General features: G+C 45.8%; 10 protein-coding genes and 1 pseudogene. 4 read left to right on the forward strand and 7 right to left on the reverse strand.

What is annotated here, in order from left to right:
• Positions 1-573 precede the first annotated feature (573 nt).
• Positions 574-1,206: a hypothetical protein gene (locus ACUZ8J_RS20245; protein ID WP_446694781.1), complete on the forward strand. Its 633-nt coding sequence runs from the start codon at positions 574-576 to the stop codon at positions 1,204-1,206.
• Between the two features lie 463 nt (positions 1,207-1,669).
• On the opposite strand, the gene ACUZ8J_RS20250 is transcribed toward ACUZ8J_RS20245, so the two are convergent.
• Positions 1,670-2,224, reverse strand: coding sequence for a hypothetical protein (locus ACUZ8J_RS20250; RefSeq protein ID WP_446694782.1), 555 nt, complete (start codon positions 2,222-2,224; stop codon positions 1,670-1,672).
• 244 nt (positions 2,225-2,468) lie between these two features.
• Here ACUZ8J_RS20250 and ACUZ8J_RS20255 point away from each other — a divergent pair.
• A pseudogene (locus ACUZ8J_RS20255) lies at positions 2,469-4,495 on the forward strand (prolyl oligopeptidase family serine peptidase).
• Positions 4,496-4,619: 124 nt separating this feature from the next.
• Here ACUZ8J_RS20255 and ACUZ8J_RS20260 read toward each other — a convergent pair.
• The 4 genes from ACUZ8J_RS20260 to ACUZ8J_RS20275 all read right to left on the reverse strand — a co-directional run bounded on the left by ACUZ8J_RS20260 (position 4,620) and on the right by ACUZ8J_RS20275 (position 14,106).
• Complete coding sequence (locus tag ACUZ8J_RS20260) at positions 4,620-6,098, reverse strand: M16 family metallopeptidase (RefSeq protein WP_374921332.1); 1,479 nt, start codon at positions 6,096-6,098, stop codon at positions 4,620-4,622.
• Between the two features lie 11 nt (positions 6,099-6,109).
• Complete coding sequence (locus tag ACUZ8J_RS20265) at positions 6,110-7,441, reverse strand: M16 family metallopeptidase (protein WP_374921323.1); 1,332 nt, start codon at positions 7,439-7,441, stop codon at positions 6,110-6,112.
• Between the two features lie 136 nt (positions 7,442-7,577).
• Complete coding sequence (locus ACUZ8J_RS20270; protein WP_133181562.1) at positions 7,578-8,990, reverse strand: amidohydrolase; 1,413 nt, start codon at positions 8,988-8,990, stop codon at positions 7,578-7,580.
• A 211-nt stretch (positions 8,991-9,201) separates the two neighbouring features.
• Positions 9,202-14,106: a S8 family serine peptidase gene (locus ACUZ8J_RS20275; protein WP_446694783.1), complete on the reverse strand. Its 4,905-nt coding sequence runs from the start codon at positions 14,104-14,106 to the stop codon at positions 9,202-9,204.
• A gap of 280 nt (positions 14,107-14,386) precedes the next feature.
• On the opposite strand from ACUZ8J_RS20275, the gene ACUZ8J_RS20280 reads away from it, so the two are divergent.
• Entirely contained in the window at positions 14,387-15,277 is an 891-nt protein-coding gene (locus tag ACUZ8J_RS20280) for a LysR substrate-binding domain-containing protein (protein ID WP_050991407.1), read from the forward strand.
• A gap of 234 nt (positions 15,278-15,511) precedes the next feature.
• Entirely contained in the window at positions 15,512-16,435 is a 924-nt protein-coding gene (locus ACUZ8J_RS20285) for an alpha/beta hydrolase (protein WP_446694970.1), read from the forward strand.
• A 337-nt stretch (positions 16,436-16,772) separates the two neighbouring features.
• On the opposite strand, the gene ACUZ8J_RS20290 is transcribed toward ACUZ8J_RS20285, so the two are convergent.
• Both ACUZ8J_RS20290 and ACUZ8J_RS20295 read right to left on the reverse strand, forming a co-directional pair.
• Complete coding sequence (locus tag ACUZ8J_RS20290) at positions 16,773-17,471, reverse strand: aspartate/glutamate racemase family protein (protein ID WP_330081717.1); 699 nt, start codon at positions 17,469-17,471, stop codon at positions 16,773-16,775.
• A 74-nt stretch (positions 17,472-17,545) separates the two neighbouring features.
• Positions 17,546-18,388 (reverse strand): AraC family transcriptional regulator, encoded by an 843-nt coding sequence (locus tag ACUZ8J_RS20295; protein WP_330081716.1) that lies wholly within the window; start codon positions 18,386-18,388, stop codon positions 17,546-17,548.
• Positions 18,389-18,741: the final 353 nt, after the last annotated feature.

The raw sequence follows: 18,741 nt of genomic DNA on the forward strand, positions 1-18,741 counted from the left end.
AAGCAAGGCGGCTGAATCGGATATTGCGTAATATACATTGCCACTGTTTCCCCAGTGACACGCCGTGAATATATCCCTATAGGCTCGACGGCGGCATCCATGCCGCCAACGGTCACTGTTGCAATAGTGACAATTTTGACGACCATTGAACTGCTCATCCGACTAAAAGGCTAATGCCCCAAAGTGTGTTTCGGCTCGTTATCTCAATCGAAAATACCTACTCTTGTTGCCATACAAATTCTCATCTAGTTACCTATGTTTGGCCCTACCGCGAAGTGGCTAATATTGTATGGCTATACAGTCATATTTAAATTTAGATACTTTGGTGTGATTTTAAGACAATATCAGTGCGCATTAATTCCATCTGCAGCAAATAAAACTCTATAAAATCAAATAATTATAATGACCGAGTTTTAGTTAATAGGTTTGAAAAACGCGCATGCGCGTTTTTCCAGATAGTGTATTTGGCAGAAAGCTGATAATTTCTTTGCATACAGATAGTTAACCGTGCGCGTTTTTACTGGTCCAACGAGGTAAACGCGCATGCGCACGAATAAAATGTTAGGCATCAGTATGGAAAACTACGAATCTAAATTGCTTTCAGTCATTACGGATGAGATGCCATTAACAAAAGGCTGTGTTCCGTATACTGATTTTTCTTCACTGGTATCAATAAAGACAGTGGATGCTTACGAACGAGCATTGCGTGATCTTGCCAAGAAGCTCCCGTACAAAACGTCTTCTTGGCCCAGTTTTGGCCAATACAACGAAGATTGGTTTAGGGTTGAGGTGGCGGAATTTAAGTGCGAGTTACAATATTGTGAGCGGGGAAGCTGTCAGGTCAGAGAAAGCTGTGAAAATCTTATTGATCTGAGTTATCAAATCTTCAATATTGTATCTCCCGACTTAACTCCATCAGCCTTAAAAGTTGCAAAAACTCTTGATCAAATAAAAGATCAACGATTGCTAATTTGGTTGCGTATGAGCTCGAAGATTTATCATATGTACCAAATCAATAGTTACTTTGGCATTCGCATGCTATATGCAAATGTCACATGGATGTGTGAAGAGTTAGTTAGAATGGGCGTTTTTGGCAATACCTCTGATGCCTGCAAAAGCGAAAAGCACATTGTTCAAGGCTTAATGCTAAGTGGCTTACCCAAAAGCACAGCATCAACACTCTATCAGGAGCTGCAAAATGCCTAACAAGGCGCTGTTGTCGGACAAATTTTCCGCTTCGCTCCAAATTTGCCGCAAAGCGCGGCGTTATCGCCATAGAAATTTTTATCCGAAATTCGCCTGATGCAGCCGAGGTTTTGACACGCTTTTGTCCCAAAGCATGCTGTGTGTTTCTTTAAAACCTGCAAGCTACACCGATGCTAAAAAGGTGAACCATGGTGATTAGCGAGACGACCGTCCGCCCCATGGACGGGGCGGTCGAGCATCCACGGATGGACTTGCTGCGTGTCGGTGAGCAAATACCATGGCTCGCCCTTCAATATGAGCTTTGCATTAAATGACCAAGCAATAAATCATTTAGTGTTATTAGCCCTTCTATATTTAGCGTCCTTCTGTCCCGAAGTGAGTTGCGTAAGTTTTCGAGCCGAGCTTTTACGATTAAGTCGCATGACATACTCAAAACTGCCCATTCGGGTATCAATGAGTTGGCTTAATGCGATGGTGCGACAGGCGCCATCTCTATCCCACGAAAGAGCTGATAGCGGTCGATATCATCGTCTAAATATTGGATATTTTGCGTCCACTGCCATGCGCCTTGGGGCGATTTAGTTTCGAATAACAGTTGGATTAAGGCGGCGCGAGCATTCACAACCCCCTCGCCCAGCAGGGAATAATCATCATTTTGTTGATATAAACTAAAGAGTTGCTGCTTTTCCTGTGAGACACCGTCGTAGTAGGTTAACAGTACTTGCTCGCCTTGCTCCCGAAACCACCAAGTCTCGCTGTAGGGAGCTCGCGTTCCGACACTTACGGAGAGGATCAACTGGCGCTGATCATGGGAGCAAAAGCCGTTGACTATCACTTGCTTCGGGATTTCCCCCACCTTAGCGGCATTGCCCTGCCACTGTCCCACCATTTGCGGGCAAAAAGCCTTAAAACTGATCTTAGCGGCTTGCGCAGGAAAGATAGCTAAGCTGCCCAAGGCGAGTATCAATACATTTTTGATCAATAGCTTGCTCAGTCTTTGCGGGATGATTAACGCCATATTCGAGTCCTATTTCAATCTTCCAATACATTAGCGTTAAAACCCCTCAGCCACAAATACGCTACGACAGTTTGCGCCATGCCAGTCATACCTCGTCATCAAAATGTGGCCTGTGGTTACAGTTACTTACATAAAAGTCCGCCTCAACCTTCACTGACTCAGCTTGATTTCATGCTCGGTTTTTATACTTTGGGGTTTAATGGGAAAAATAACGATAACACTCTGAATGATAAGGAGACATCTAGTGAAGAAGGCAGGAATTATACTGCTGAGTCTGCTAATGCCCCTCAGTACGGCATTTGCAGAAGCCAGCAAACCACTCTCAGTCGAATTACTTTGGCAACTCAAGCGCATAGGTAGCCCAGTGGTGTCCTCCACGGGCGAGCACATTATTGCGCCAGTGACTGAATACGACCTTAAGGAAGACAAAGGTTCAACCCAACTGTGGCGCTTCGACGGTGAAGGTAAAAATAACCGGGCGATTACCGCCAAAGGCTTAAAAGTCAGCGAGCCAGTGTTCTCGCCAGACGGCAAAACCTTAGCCTTTATCAGCGAACGTAACGATGACGACGCGGGCCAAATTTACCTGTTACCTATGGATGGCCCGGGTGAAGCCAGCAAACTCACGGACATTCCCACCGGCGTCAATGGCATCAAGTGGGTTGGCAAGCATTTGTATTTTATCAGCAATATCTTCCCTGAGCAGAATTGGGAGCAAATGAAGGCCCAGCTTAAGACAGATAAAGATAATAAAGTCTCCGCCCGCCAGTGGAATGCGCTGCCCTATTCGCAGTTCGATCATTGGTTAGATGAGCGCCGTCAGGCCCATGTATTTAGGATCCCAGCCACAGGCGGCGCGGTTGAAGCCGTGACTCAGCCTTTAGGCCATGAACTGCCACGCTCAAGCCAAAGCAGTTCAAGTTATGATATTTCCCCCGATGAACGCTTAATCGCCTTTAGCGCCTATGGTTCGGATAATCGCGTCGACCCTAAGTTAGACTTGTTCCTCGCCACCATTGGCGGCAGCAAGGCTGAAAATATCACTCCAGAAAATCCAGCGCCGGATCTGAACCCAACATTTAGTCTAACGGTAAAACCTTGGCCTTTACTCGCCAAAAAATTCCCGGATTTTATGCCGATACCGCAAGGTTGATGCTGCTGGATGTGAGCAGTCGCAAACTCACCACGCTCACCGCAGACTGGGATCGCTCAGTATCTCAATTTGAATGGACACCCGACAGCAAGGGCTTCTATGCCAGCATTGATGATGCGGCGACAAACCGTATTTATCATATCGATGCCAAGAGCGGTAAGGCCAAGGCCATCACTCAAGCCACCGACTTTAGCCAACCTGCTATCGCTAAAGATGGCCAGTTGATTGCGACTAATCAAAGCTTTTTGTACCCAGCGCGTTTAGTCAGCATCAACCCACGCAATGGTAAAACTGAGCGCTTAGAGCAGTTTAACGACGATATTTTAAAGGATGTCGATTTAGGCTCCTATGAGTCCGTCACCTACAAAGGTTACCAAGGCCAAGACATTCAAATGTGGGTGCATTATCCACCCGGGTTCGATCGCAGCAAAAAGTATCCGCTGTTTATGTTGATCCACGGTGGCCCACACAACGCCATTAGCGATGGTTTCCATTACCGCTGGAATGCACACACCTTTGCCTCTTGGGGTTATGTTACCGCATGGCCAAACTTCCACGGCTCTAGCGGTTTCGGACAAGAGTTTGCCGATGCCATTAACCCAGATTGGAAAAACAAATCCCTCGAGGACGTGCTCAAAGCGGCAGACTGGTTTAAGCAACAAAGCTGGATCGATAGCGATCGTATGGTTGCCGGTGGCGCCAGCTATGGTGGCTACTTAACCTCGATTATTTTAGGCCAGCCGCACCCCTTCAAAGCCCTGCTGATCCATGCCGCGGTGTACGACATGTACGCACAAATGTCGGCCGACTTTGCCGTCCACAGCACCCGCTTTGGTAACTACTGGGATAATCCTGAGCTGTATAAAGCCATTTCGCCCCATTACTTTGCGGCGAACTTTAACACTCCAACCTTAGTCAGCCATGGCCAACTCGATTACCGTGTGCCCGTCGGCCAAGGTTTTGAGCTGTTCCGCACCCTACAAACCCGTAATGTGGAATCGCGGATGATTTATTTCCCCGATGAAAACCATTGGATTGTGAAGCCTAACAACTCCATCTATTGGTATAACCAAGTGAAAGATTGGATAGCTCACTACGCTAAGCCAGGTGCGCAATAGCACCTAGCACCTAGAACCTAGAACCTAGAACCTAGAACCTAGAACCTAGAACCTAGAACAGAAAAACAAAAGGTCTGCACTCTGCAGACCTTTTTATTGGGCGAAATAAAGCTAACGCCAGTGGTTATTGACCAAAACCCACTGCATTAATATCGACGGTTTGCACTTGGCCATACTTGGCGGCTATCGGCGCAATCTTGCTGGCGTTGCCAATCAGCACAAACTGCAGGTCTTTTTGTGGGAAGTAAGTTTTCACTAACCTTTGGGTTTCTTCTAAGGTTAAGCCGTCCACTTTGGCTTGGAACTCGTTGATAAACTTATCATCGAAGCCGTAGAGATACATGCCAGATAAGAGTCCAGCCAATTGGCCCGAGGTTTCAAACTTAGGCGGGAACTGGCCTTTAACATAGGCTTTGGCCGAATCAAGAGTCGCTTGGTCGACGCCTTTTACCCATAAACGAGCATAGGTTTTTAGGGCTAAATCAATCGCCTCTTGAGTGGTTTCCGTCTTAGTGAAGGTGCTAATGGTAAACACGCCAGAGTCAGTATAAGGACTAAAGCCGGAGCGCGCGCCATAGGTTAGCCCCGCATTCACCCGCAGTTCATCGTTCAGCCAAGAGGTAAAGCGACCACCTAAAATGGTGTTTACTACCGTTAGCCCCACATAGTCTGGGTTATCACGGCTAATGCCTAAACCACCGATAACAAAGGTGGTTTCCATTGCATCTAGCTTATCCACCAGCAGCACTTTGGCCTCAGTTAACTTAGGTAAACCTTGGTTTAAGTCAGGCTGGATCAGTTTTTCGCTGCCTTTCCACTGACCAAAAGTCTGGGTTAGCTTGGCCTTCATCGCCGCCACATCAAAATCCCCCACCACAGTTAATGCGGTATTGGCAGGTTGATAGTAGCTCTTATGGAAGGCGCGTAGCTGCGACACTGTGACTTGCTCAAGTGACTCGCGATTACCTGAGGCCGCATTACCGTAAGGATGAGCGCCGAACACCAGTTTATCGAAGTAGCGACCAATCACGGCGCGCGGGCTTTCTTTATCCTGCTGCAAACCCGCAATGGCCCGCTGTTTAAGCTTATCAAACTCGGCCGAATCAAAATCGGGGTTTAATAGCGCGGCGCTGAATAGGCCAAGCATCACATCGGTATCTTTCGCCATAAAATCGGCGGCCAGATAACTGCCTTCTTTATCGGCTTCAGCGATTAAGCTAGCGCCAAGAAAATCCACTTGCTGCTCAATCTCGGCCTTGGATTTACCCGCCGCACCAAGGAGCAAACCTTGGGCGGTCATTTGGGCGATACCTGCAGTGGTGTCATTCACCGCACCCGCACGCACCACTGCATTTAAGGTCACAAGCGGTACTTCGCGCTGTGGCATTAAATATACTGTGAGGCCATTATCCAGCACCAACTTATCGTAACTTGGCATAGCAAAACTGCCAGTATCGACACGTTTGGGCGCCGAGGTTACAGCACAGCCTGATAAGGCCAAGCTGGTCCCTAAAGCCAATGCAACCATTAATTTAGTGGGCTGCCAAGATGATTTGATCAAGGATGAACTTACAAAGGGTGATTTTACAAAGGAGAGCTTCATTGCCATCGATTTCATTGAGAGGACTCCTCGTTTGCCGCCAATACCGCAACAGTGCGATTCGATTTGCGTAAATAGGTTTGGGCAACACGTTGGATATCCGCAGGCGTTACCTTGTTATAGGCCTCTGGCGCATTAAATAACTTGTCGTAACTGCCAAAATACATTTCATAGGTGCCGATAGTGTTGGCCTTACCATTAATGGTTTCCATCGCGCGGTAAAAATCCATCAACTTGATATTTTTAACTTTATCTAGCTCTTGCTGGCTAACGCCATTGGTCGCAATGGCATCGATTTGTTCAATCAGCGCCCGCTCTAGCGTCGATGCTTTCACCTCTGGCGTAGCTACACCCATGACGTAAAAGAGATTGGGATCGACCGACATCGGCATATAGGTTTGCGCTTCTAAGGCCACTTGTTTATCCACCAGCGCTTGATATAAACGCGAGCTATTGCCTTGGCTTAAAATCGAACTTAATAAATCCAGCGCATAAAAATCTGCGTGAGTCGCTGCCGGAATATGGTAAGCCAGCATCACATTAGGCGTACTGACCGAGGCTTTTTGAACGAAAGTACGGCGCTCACCCTTTTGCTCAGGCTCCACGGTACGCACGGCCTTTGGCGGTGTTTGCGCAGGAATAGGCGCAAAGTACTTGTCGGCCAAGGCTTTAACTTGGGCAAGCTTCACATCACCCGCAATCACCACGACCGCATTGTTTGGCGCGTAATAGGTCTTATGGTATTGCACTAAATCTTCCAAGGTCCAAGCGGCGATATCCGATTCATGACCAATCACTGACCAAGAATAGGGATGCGCTAAAAAGGCTACGCCTTTAACTTCGCCTTCAAGGGTATTCCAGTTGGAGTTTTCAAGCCCAGTTGAACGCTCCGACTGCACTACGCCACGTTCGCTTTCCACCATAGCGGGATTGATATCTAAGTTGGCGATACGGTCAGCCTCGAGGTCGAACATGGTTTCCAGCGCATTGGCTGGGAACCAGTCGGTGTAAACCGTCATATCCTCTGTGGTGTAGGCATTGTTAGCCCCGCCTGCGGCTTCCATGGTACGGTCGAACATCTTAGGGCCGTATTTTTTCGAGCCATTAAACATCATATGTTCGAAAAAGTGTGAAATACCGGTAATCCCCGGGACTTCGTTACGGGAACCGACTTTCCAAAATAGATACATGTTGGCATTGGGAATAGAAGAGTCCTCTAGCACCATGATTTTCATGCCGTTATCTAGCGTGAAACTCTTAATATCTTCTGCCGTGGTGGCCTGTGCTTGGCTTAGGGGATTAAAGAGTCCCATCGCCAATACCAGCGCCGATAGCGTGCGCTTCATCTTGTTCGCTCCTTGCTGTAAAAATTCACATAAGAGGGCATATTGATTAACAAATCAAGGGCGAAAAGATCTTCCCGCCCAATTTTTTGTAAGCTCAAGTTATACCGAAAAGCTGACGGAATAAGGCTTAAGCGGTTTATTGCGCCTTCAGTGCCGTAAGGGCAACCTTAGTCATGGCCTCAACACCAACTTTTAACGCGCTTTCATCCACATAAAATGCGGGCGAATGGTTACTGGCCGCCGTTTCAGGATCTGTGCCCTTTGGCGTTACCCCAAGGAAGAAAAACATCCCAGGAGACTCCAAAGCATAGAAGGAAAAGTCCTCGGCACCTGTGATTAATCCTGGCTCAATCAGCATCTTATCGCCGACCACGCTGGCAAGCACGGGGCGCATACTGGCGACCAATTCGGGATTGTTCACCACCACGGGATAACCTTGATGGATTTCGGTTGTCGCGGTGGCACCTAAGGTTTTTGCCGATAATTCGGCGATTTCGGCCAAGCGCACCTTAATATCGGCACGCATAGGCTGGTCAAAGGTACGGATGGTGCCAATCAGTTCCACTTCATCGGGAATAATATTCGAGCGAATTCCGCCATTGACCGCGCCAAAACTCACCACGGCGGGCGCTTTGGTAATATCCACCTGACGACTGACAATAGTTTGCACATTGGTAATAATTTGCGCCGCGGCGACAATAGGGTCGACGCCATTCCACGGACGCGAGCCATGGGTTTGGCGACCTTTCACTTTGATCGTAAAGGAATCTTCACTCGCCATAGCAGGGCCGCTGCGCACCCCAATCATGCCGCTTGGCATACTCGAGGTCACATGCATGCCAAACACTTGGTCGGGTTTACGCTTGGCAAACAGTCCTTGTTTGAGCATTAATTCGGCGCCGCCCTCCTCGCCATCTGGCGCACCTTCTTCAGCAGGCTGGAAGATAAACATCACATCGCCGGCAAGGCTATCCTTCACTTTCACTAAGTTCTCGGCCACGCCCATCAACATAGCCACATGGGTATCATGGCCACAGGCATGCATCACCCCAACGGTTTGACCGCGATAGGTATCCGTCGCTTTAGAGGCAAAGGGCACATCGACGACTTCGGTCACGGGCAAGGCATCCATATCAGCGCGAATCGCAATCAAGGGACCGGGTTTACCGCCCTTTAACTTTCCGCCTTTCAAGATAGCAACAACGCCAGTATGGGCGATACCCGTTTGTACTTCTAGTCCGAGGGATTTCAGATGCTTTTCGATAATTTTGCTAGTGCGAAACTCGCGGTTAGATAACTCAGGATGCTGGTGCAAATCACGGCGCCAGTCGATCACCTTTTGCTCCACACTCGCCGCCAACTTAGCCGCATCGGGCTGCGCCGCATAGGCAGAACTTAAGCCTACACCCATTAAACTCAAAGTGACGATGGAAGCCAGTAAGCTCTTGGTCAGTTTTGATGTACTCACACCGAATGAACTCACATAAGGTGCAAAGGATGTGGCTACAGAGGACGTTGATAAAGCGCGCGATACCGAGGATACAGTCATAGCGATAACCTATTGTTGTTTTTATAAGCTATCTAAACTACACGCACATCAGAGAATTGTTAATAGATTTAATAGTAAGGCTTGTAACGAAGAATTATTGTGGGATAAACACATCATTTATGGCCGATGACAATCCACACTTGGACGCATAAAAAAGGGCCTTCGTTAGAAGGCCCAAAGACAAGGAACTACTTAAATTTAAAGGTGAAGTTTACTTATTAACATTCCATTTTTGACGTGATACTGCCATCAATCCAAGCATCAAGACCGCAAGCCAACCCAAACTACCGCCACTGTTATCTTTGGTTTCTTCAACCGGAGGCGTTGGAGGCGTAGGTGGAGTCGGCGGCGTTGGCTCCACACCATCAGAGTTCACGACTAAGTTGAAGCTCGTTTGTACCATGTCATTTTGATAAACCATATCAAAGGCTTTCACTGTGACAGTGGTTGTGCCGTGCCAATCTTTTTCGGGAGTGATGGTGACTTGGTTGCCATTAACGACAGAGGTGATGTGCGCGCCTGTGACTTGGATACCATTAGCGGTATTTTCTTTATCTTGCACTAGCACCTCAAAACTGATGCTGGTGTTTTCGGCAACAGACATATCGCCTAAAGCACCGATTGCAAGGTTTGAAGGCACTTTGATGCTTCCGCTAGAGGTCATACTATTGCTGCCAGTGTAATCACTTTTAGCAATAATCTGCAGATCTTGACCTACCGCTTTGGCGCCAACACGGGCTGAGAATGATACTTCAATTGCCGTTGCTTCCGGTCCAGTGTAGTTAGCACAGACCACTAAGCCTTCTGCAATTTTCTTATCCAGATCGTTAAAGGCAAAGCCATCACCGATATAACCATACGCAGGGCCAAAGGTGCCACGCGGTCCATAGTAACCATGTAAACCAATTGAACCTAAGTGCGCTTTGTTACCCGTTAATTTGTCATAGGCAAAAATAAACTCATGTTCACCAGGGGCAAAATTAAGCTGAGTAGAGGCTAATAGCTCAAAACTGTAACGGGCATCGTAATCAGGATCATGGTTAATACCAAAGGCAAAATCCTGACGCATATTGTCCCATTCAACAATCAGGTAACGACGGTCGTTTGTCACGGCGAGGGATACACCATCAAAGCTTTCGCTATCCATATTATATTCTGGAATAGTTAACCCATCTCCACGCCATAATGGTGCAATCACAGTATCTGGGAAATATTGCTCTTCCATTGGGTAATGAGCAGCCCAGAACAGCGGTAGTTGATCGAGCTGAATAAAGCCACCAGGAGAAATACTTAAGGTATCTTTGTGTGAGTATTCTTCTGGGTTGTTATACAGCGGGATACGATCAATACCAAAGGTACTTAATGGCACGGTTACCGTTTCATTCACCCGACCAGCAATCGCAGTTTCAGACTGAATGCCAGCCTCAGTAAATAAATCCAAATAATAAGGATTTGAACCGATAGGAATTCGACAGCTCTCATCGGTCTCGCTAGTGGTAAAGGTGTATTGACGTTTTTGCGCATTACTCGCCTGTTGCATCGCTTTCAGGGTGATTTGCTGCGCAGCAACAGTGAGGCCAGCTTTAAGATCTTGGTTATTGCTGTTCGCTTTTAGCGTGTCAGGCAATAATTGCAAACCTTCAGGCAGCGTTAAGGCAATATTCACATCGCGCTCTAATCCGAGTAGGTTTGGCGCCATCAGCATCTTAACCTCAACAACATCGCCTTCTTTGGCCTGTTGTTGGCTGGTCGTGATACTGACATCATCGCCCTCATGCACTAAATGCACGGCCATTTTGCCAATGCTACCTACGTTTTGCGCGCCATTACCCACTTCAACCAAACCGTATAAGCGATCACCCGCTTTACTGCCTGTAGCAGACCAGTTCATTTGTAATTGGTAAGGATCGATACCGTTGGTACTGGCAGGCCCAGTCACATTAAGTTGCTTAGTATCGGTGTCGGAAATGATCGCAAGACTCGCTTTAATGTTGTCTTTGGTATCAATTTCGTCTCCCCATGGGCGCTTAAAGTTGCCTAACATCACCCAATAACGACCAGGCGTTGGATCATTAATCGCGCAATAGTCGGTAACATCGGTATAAGAGTAACAAATCGCCTCGTCATACCATTCCACTTTGCCGTTATTATTGAGATCCATACCAATATCTAACGACGTCGCTGCTGATTTATCAGCTGATACCTCTTCCCAAACAATGCGGCGAGTACCTTCTGGCACATCAAAGAACTGTAATGCAACCCCAGGGCTATTGGCCAAGGTTTCTGGATCGCGGAACTTCACATAGGCAGCGCTAAGCTTGTGCTCAGTGACTTTACCAGCCGTTAAGCCGCTCACTTTGACATTAAGCTCGCTGATTTCTTTGGTCATCAACTCAGGTGTCAGCATGGTGCCGGTATCGCGGTGAATTTTACCCGAGACAATTTCTGGCAAGCTAGAGCCAGTAAAACGTGCCATAACGGGTAAGTATTGAGCTGGCAAACTGGCATCCGTTGGTTTCAGGTCAATTTTACCAAACACTTCGTTTGAGGAAGAGTTAGCGTTGACTGAGGTCACATCAAGGATTTTCGCCGTCACCATAATACTTTGCTGCTCACCCGCTTTTAACTTAATCGTTTGCGGATAAACACTTAGCTCAAGGAAAGGCGCGCCTTCTGTGGTGATTTCGGTCGCACTCACGTTCCACTCACCGTCAGTCGTAGCAGTAAAGGTACGCATCCAAGTGCAGCTACTTTTACATTCCGCATTGACTAAGTAAGGCACGTTTAACGCGGTCACATCGCCACCTTCCATCGGGTTGGCGGCGCGGTAATTATCACCGTTTTCATCCATCACCAGACCCGCTTTTACGGCTCTGGCAACGTTAATCACCCCGCTACCCATATCGTAGAAAGTCGCATCCACTAATTTTGGTGGATTCTCGTATGTTGGGGCTTTACCTAACACGGCGGTGGTCATCAGTGCTGACTGGATCATCGCAGGCGTCCACTGTGGGTGCGCCTGAGTAAGCAGTGCTAATGCACCTGCAACATGGGGGCCTGACATGGAAGTACCGCTGATTGCCACATAATCGCTGGGCGATGGATACAGATTGAAGGGCATTTCATCTGAGTAGGCAGCAAACACATCCACCCCAGGGGCAGACACGTTAGGCACCATCACATTGGGGTTGGTATGGCTAGGGCCACGGGAGGAAAAGTCGGCTAACACATCGGCTTCACGCTCTGTGGTGATAATCTTACCTGCAGTAATGGTTACTGTTGGCGCGGTAGCGTTGGCGACCCATTCCACTAGCTGATTACCTGATGCCGCATCAATATGCATTCCAGGGATAGGGAAAGGGTTTAAATTTAGGCTATTAGCGCCAGTACCATCATCAAATGAAACGGCGTTATACAGGATAATCCCGCCCGCGCCACCTGCTGCAACGTTAACCCCTTTTTGTACTCGGCCATTTTCTCCACGCTTACAGATGACAACATCATCACTTTTAAAGGTGCCTGCGGGGAAGGGTTGCAAGCAGAGAGGATCATTGTGAGCCGCTGCATCAACTAAGTTACCTGTGATATCACCTGTTACGGCATAACCAATCATATCTTCAGGAGCATTTTCCCCCACAAAAGACAGTTTGCCTTCAACAGGTTCAATTTGGCGTCCATGGGTACTGGCGGCAACGGATGTTAACCAAGGTGATACATGGTCGATATAACCTGGCCCGTAACGTCCCCAGTTACCCGCGGAGGCGGCAACAGAGATCCCTGATTCGCGGGCCGCTAAAAACGCCATTTCAACCGCATCGTACCAAGGTAGATGTTCAAGCCCACCGATGGAGAAGTTGATCACATCAACGCCGTCGATAATGGCATCTTCAATCGCAGCGACTAAGGCATCGCCAGGACAACCACCGTAGTTTTCGCCGTAAGAGCCGCCACCGGGATAGCACACTTGATAGGCAATAATGTTGGCCCTTGGGGCAACGCCTGAAATTTCGGGGAAGACTAAAGAGGTATCAAAACCATCTGATTTTTCATCAGTTCCATTGAGTTTAAAGGGCACATTGTAGAGCACGTTACCCGCAACTGTACTGGCAGTGTGTGAACCATGGCCGTTGTAATCTTCACCGTTTGGTGGACGTTTATAATCCACTTCCCATGGCGGCAGATCGGGTTGGAAAATCGGATCTTTATAGGTATCGGTAATAATATCGTAAGAACGAACACCAATAAGCTTGCTGTTACACATCAAAGGATATTCTTGGCAGTCGCCCAGATAATTGCCTTCGCCTAATGGGTTGACGTGCTTATAACCGTCTGCCGAAACTGCGGCAAAAGACGGGTGATCTGAGTTAATCCCAGTGTCGATAATACCGGCAATAATGCCCTCACCACGCATCGCAACGCCGTCGGGAGTGCTCGTGCCCTGCCAAATCATATCAGCGCCAATATGCTTAGGGCCGACATCGGTGAATAATTGATATTCCTTCGCTCGAGTCACCGCTTTAACATTGGGCAGCTTAGCTACTTCAGCGGCTTGCTCCTGGGTTAACACCATGGTCATACCGTTTAGTGCCACATTAAAGCGACGCTTTATTTCAGCATCTGGAGCAACACGCTTGATTTGGCTAGCGGTTTCATTCTGAGAGCGCGTTAAAAAAGCTTGGTAGTTTTTAACGGTTTTGCTCTTTAAATCGATTGTCCCAAAACGCTCATTAGAACGTATTGCGGGCTGATTGCTACGAGGCGACGTGGCGGCAAACTCAGGTCTATCACCCTGATAGAGTGAAACAGGAGCATCCATTAATTGAATAATATAGGTATGCGTTCCATCAATGCCCTTTTCCCATGCGAATGGCGCCTTGTGGCTACTCCCATTTACAGCGCGATGGACGTTCATACCAATTTGACCCGGTCTATTAGCGCGATTCAAAGCCGGATGGGTTGGTTTATTTTTATTGGCTAATATTTGTTCGGGTGCCAGCTTGATACCAATAAGTTTTTGCTCGGCTTGGTTCCTATCTAAAGGATTGGCAACTAACGTCCCTATTCCGGTCGCATATAGCGCCGCAAAGGTCATTATGCTGATCTTCTTCAATTTCATTACTCATTCCTTGTTAGATTTATGCTGCAAATTTGTTATTTGCAGAATGAATAGTTACCGTCAGCAATACTTTAAAGCCAATGCATTTTACGTATCAGTTGATGACAAAAAACTATACGAGAACAGAGCCAAATAATTAAAAAATCAAAACAAACACTTACTCATAATTGTTAATTATTCATATGAAGATAAAGATACAAATTGTCACCAACGTCTACTTGTCGATACTGAGCCACAAGGGTATGTTGCACACATATTGTAATTACTTGACAAATAACTTGTGATTGAGTTTAAGCATCTTAAAAATTTCCAGATTTTAGCCAAAGAACGTAATTTTCAAAAAGCTGCCCAAAAATTAAATCTTGCTCAACCTTCATTAAGCCGAAGCATTCAACGACTCGAACATATACTCGGTACAGAGCTGTTGCTGAGGGGAAATCAATCAACTTCTTTAACCCCTGCTGGGGAGCTCGTTCTCAGCCATAGTCAGCATATTTTGCAAAACGTCGAAGCCCTTCGAAAAGAATTACACTATATGCAGGGTAAGAGCAGTGGCTATTTATCAATAGGTGCAAGCCCTGTACCGGCAAATACCATTCTAGGGCCGATTCTCGGACGTTTTTTTGAGCAATACCCAGACATTCATATCGATCTCGAAGTTGGTACCTGGCAACAACAACTGGAAAAATTGCTACGCGGAGAACTCACACTATTAATTACTGATGTTGAAGGTGAGATTATTGGCCACGAAAGCTCGATACAATCCTTTAATTTACCTTCTTTTGAAGCGGTTTTTTGTACCAGAGCTGGACATCCGTTGACGTATTTAGATCGCTTAACCCTAGAAGATATTCGTAAATATCCACTCGCCATACCCAAAAACTTACCTTATGGCGTCAGTGAACAATTTGGCGATCTGTTTAATAAATATCGCAATGACTTTTCGGGATTATTACATTACGATTCTTTCCCACCGATAAAAGGCGCCCTATTACACTCTCAAATTGTCGCATTAACACCACAAATCACCTTATTTGATGATGATATTAAGCATGCGGTACGAGTAATAACCCCCATCGATATGCCTAAACTAAACGTATTTTTTAGTGTGGTAATGCTTAAAAACCAAATCAGTGCTCCCGCAAAACGCCTTTTAAGTTTGCTACTTTAAGTGATGTTTGGATTTACTACGGAAGATATAGCGCCACTGACATTAAAATGAGCATTAAAAACGAGATAACACTCGATTAAGCTATAGATAATTTTTAGCCATTCATTCTGTCAAATATAGATTATTCACCTTGGCCTTTCTCATGCTGCCTGATTGCAATCGTATTTAAACTTTTAAGCAAGATTAAATACGCTAAGCTGATCTCAATCACCATCACACTAAAAAACCAATATGATGAGATTACTCGGCATTTTATTTATACTGTTAAGCTCAAGTTTCAATGTATATGCGCAATTACCGCAAGTAAGCGCTGGCAGCATTGAGCGACTCACCAGTTACCCTTCGGCATTTGTCCCTCCTCGAAATATCGATATTTGGTTACCCGCGGATTACGATAAACAGCAACGTTATGCAGTGCTATATATGCATGATGGTCAAATGCTATTTGATGCGACAACAAGTTGGAACAAACAGGAGTGGCAAATTGACGAGGTGGCATCGAGACTAATCAAAGCAGGAAAAACTCAACCTTTTATCGTGGTTGGAATCGATAACGCAGGCGAAAATCGCCATAGCGAATACTTTCCACAGCAACCCTTTGAAAATCTGTCCCAAGCACAACAAACTGCACTCTATCAATTACAACGCACTAAAAACCAAGCGCTATTTAGCCAGCAGGTATATTCAGATCGCTATCTTAAATTTCTAGTGACAGAACTTAAGCCCTATATCGATAGTCATTACTCTGTTTATACAGATGCCGCCCACACCTTTGTTATGGGATCGAGTATGGGCGGATTAATTTCACTGTATGCGATCAGCGAATATCCTCATATTTTTGGTGGTGCGGCTTGTCTATCAACTCACTGGCCAGGTACGTTTGAGCAGCAAAACAACCCTATTCCGACTGCATTTTTTAACTATATGCAGCAAAAACTCCCCGATCCTTCGACACATAAACTCTACTTTGACCATGGAACGGCCACTTTAGATGCCTGGTATCCACCATTACAAGCTCAAGCAGATAAGATCATTAAAGCGAAAGGCTATACAAGTCAGAATTGGCAAAGCTTAACATTCGAAGGTGCCGAGCATAGTGAACACGCTTGGGCGGCAAGGCTAGATATCCCACTTATCTTTTTGCTCGCTTTAAAATAGCAATTATTAAGAGGGCTAATCGCCAGCTTTCAGGCTGGGCAAGCTTTTGGACATTTTCGAGTTAGCCAATACAGGCACTTTCTAGCTTTCGGATAACTTTTTGTATCGCAAATTGCAGAACTGCACCACTTCATGAGATGCCGATTTTGAAAGAAACAAAGCAATAAGGTAAGTAGGCTAACTTTACCTAATTCTGTGAGGCTGTTCGTATGTCTACTCCCAAGATGCTTTTGAACATCAATGCTCATTCAACGAGAGCGTCCATAGTCAATGACTTTTAAATAATCATAATGATATCCAGTATATAGGATTAACACTCAAAGACTAAAGCGATTGTTTAATCTTTATTTGTCGCTAAACGCACAGCAGCTTCTGCATGAATGGCCGTTGTATCAAACAGCGGTACAACTGTATGTTGCTGCTGTACAAGCAATGCAATTTCAGTACATCCAAGAATAACTGCATCGGCTCCTTGATTTCTTAATTTATCGATGATTTGGGTATAGACAGTTCTTGAGTCATCCTTGATTTTGCCTCGGCAAAGCTCTTGATAAATAATCTCGTGAACCTTCAATCTGTCATTTTTCTCTGGCACAACGACTTCAATACCGAACTTCTCCGTCAGTCGCCCTTTATAAAAGTCCTGCTCCATTGTGAAATTAGTGCCCAGAAGTCCAACCTTCTTAATACCACTTTCAAGCAGTTTCTCTGCGGTTGCATCCGCGATGTGCAAAATCGGGATGTTGATATTTGCTTCGATTTCAGGAGCTACTTTATGCATGGTGTTGGTGCAAATTAGGATAAAATCAGCACCACCTTTTTCGACAAAAACAGCAGCATCAGATAATATCCTAGCCGTCTCGTCCCAATGACCCGAATGTTGGAGCTTTTCGATTTCCTCAAAATTTACGCTATACATGCAAATCTTGGCGGAATTCAAGCCTCCAAGTTTCTCTTTTACACCTTCGTTAATAGATTTGTAGTAGCTGAGCGTGGACTCCCAGCTCATACCACCTAGTAAGCCAATCGTTTTCATCTATTACCCTTTTACATTGAATGGAGTAATAGCATTAGATGGCATTGAACAAGGAAATTATAGTAAGTTTTTGACTACGACATAAAGTGCTTTGCGTATTGTCGAGGAGTAACACCCATGGCTTTCTTGAAGTGCTTGATGAAATGGCTTTGATCATGAAAACCACATTGAATGGCTACATCGGCTAACTTGTTACCCTCTTTTATTAGTCTGGTAGCGTAACGTAGACGTGACTGAATCTGATAAGCATGAGGAGGTAATCCAAACTCCTTTTTAAACAGACGAACAAGGTAGTAAGGGTTTAATGACACTAACTGCGCAAGCTCATTAAGAGAGACATTCGCATCAGGAAGGTCGTCCAGAAAATCTTTTACAATGGTAACTTGCTTACTCGCCGTCTTGTCCACGCCAAAATTAATTCTGCTTTTTCCATGCTTTGACATCAGTTTGACAAGCAATGAGTAGAGAAGAGACTCTCTGAGCAGTTTATTATCTGACTCTATCAAAACTTGATAGACCAAACGGAACTGCGCTGCAAGTTCTTCATCATGGATAACAGCATCAGGAAAGTATGGAGAAAGCGTATTATTTCCACCAATTTCCCGACTGATTTGCTCGAATTGTTCAGGCAGAGGATAGAGTGCTTTGTATGCCCAGCCTTCTTCTGTATTAGCCTCACCGTTGTGGATATCATCAGCGTTTATCAAAATAATACTTCCAGTAGGCGCTACGTTATTAGCCCCTGTTCTGAAGAACTTTTGCGCTCCTTTTTCAATAATGCCGAAAGTGTATCCTTCATGACTATGGCGAGAAAAGCACTGCTTGTGATAGCTAGCATTAAGCATTTCAATTCCACCAAGCTCTTGATTGTGATGGTAATTTGCTGACTCGATTACGTTACTTTTCTTAGCTGCCATTTTTACAGTTCTGATAGTTGGTTGGATAGCATCTTCAACTCAAATCCTTAGCTTTTCAACATATCCAATCAACAACAGAAATAATTGTAAGAAATTGACCTACTACTGATCGTTTTAGCACCAATGAGCATTTCCGCTCGATAGATTACTATTAGGAATAGTAAGACAAAACTCAGTGCAACGATTCGCACAGAGTGTTTGCGATGAAACGCAAAGGGGCAAAACTGCGTTAGCTAACTGTCAATGCCAAATAGCAATATTTGGCGGGTAAACAAAGTTAGACGATTCAGCTTCACTGCTTTTAACTCTCCATCACTTTTAAGCATCATTTATAGGCCAAAGCTCAAAAGCTA

The organism is Shewanella sp. Koi 1 (assembly GCF_052907445.1).

What these genes read in the sequence shown, in the direction of transcription:
- ACUZ8J_RS20265 (WP_374921323.1), bottom strand. Translation starts at nt 7,441, where the DNA reads ATGAAGCGCACGCTATCGGCGCTGGTATTGGCGATGGGACTCTTTAAT.
- ACUZ8J_RS20285 (WP_446694970.1), top strand. Translation starts at nt 15,512, where the DNA reads ATGAGATTACTCGGCATTTTATTTATACTGTTAAGCTCAAGTTTCAAT.
- ACUZ8J_RS20275 (WP_446694783.1), bottom strand. Translation starts at nt 14,106, where the DNA reads ATGAAATTGAAGAAGATCAGCATAATGACCTTTGCGGCGCTATATGCG.
- ACUZ8J_RS20290 (WP_330081717.1), bottom strand. Translation starts at nt 17,471, where the DNA reads ATGAAAACGATTGGCTTACTAGGTGGTATGAGCTGGGAGTCCACGCTC.
- ACUZ8J_RS20260 (WP_374921332.1), bottom strand. Translation starts at nt 6,098, where the DNA reads ATGAAGCTCTCCTTTGTAAAATCACCCTTTGTAAGTTCATCCTTGATC.
- ACUZ8J_RS20270 (WP_133181562.1), bottom strand. Translation starts at nt 8,990, where the DNA reads ATGACTGTATCCTCGGTATCGCGCGCTTTATCAACGTCCTCTGTAGCC.
- ACUZ8J_RS20295 (WP_330081716.1), bottom strand. Translation starts at nt 18,388, where the DNA reads ATGGCAGCTAAGAAAAGTAACGTAATCGAGTCAGCAAATTACCATCAC.
- ACUZ8J_RS20250 (WP_446694782.1), bottom strand. Translation starts at nt 2,224, where the DNA reads ATGGCGTTAATCATCCCGCAAAGACTGAGCAAGCTATTGATCAAAAAT.
- ACUZ8J_RS20245 (WP_446694781.1), top strand. Translation starts at nt 574, where the DNA reads ATGGAAAACTACGAATCTAAATTGCTTTCAGTCATTACGGATGAGATG.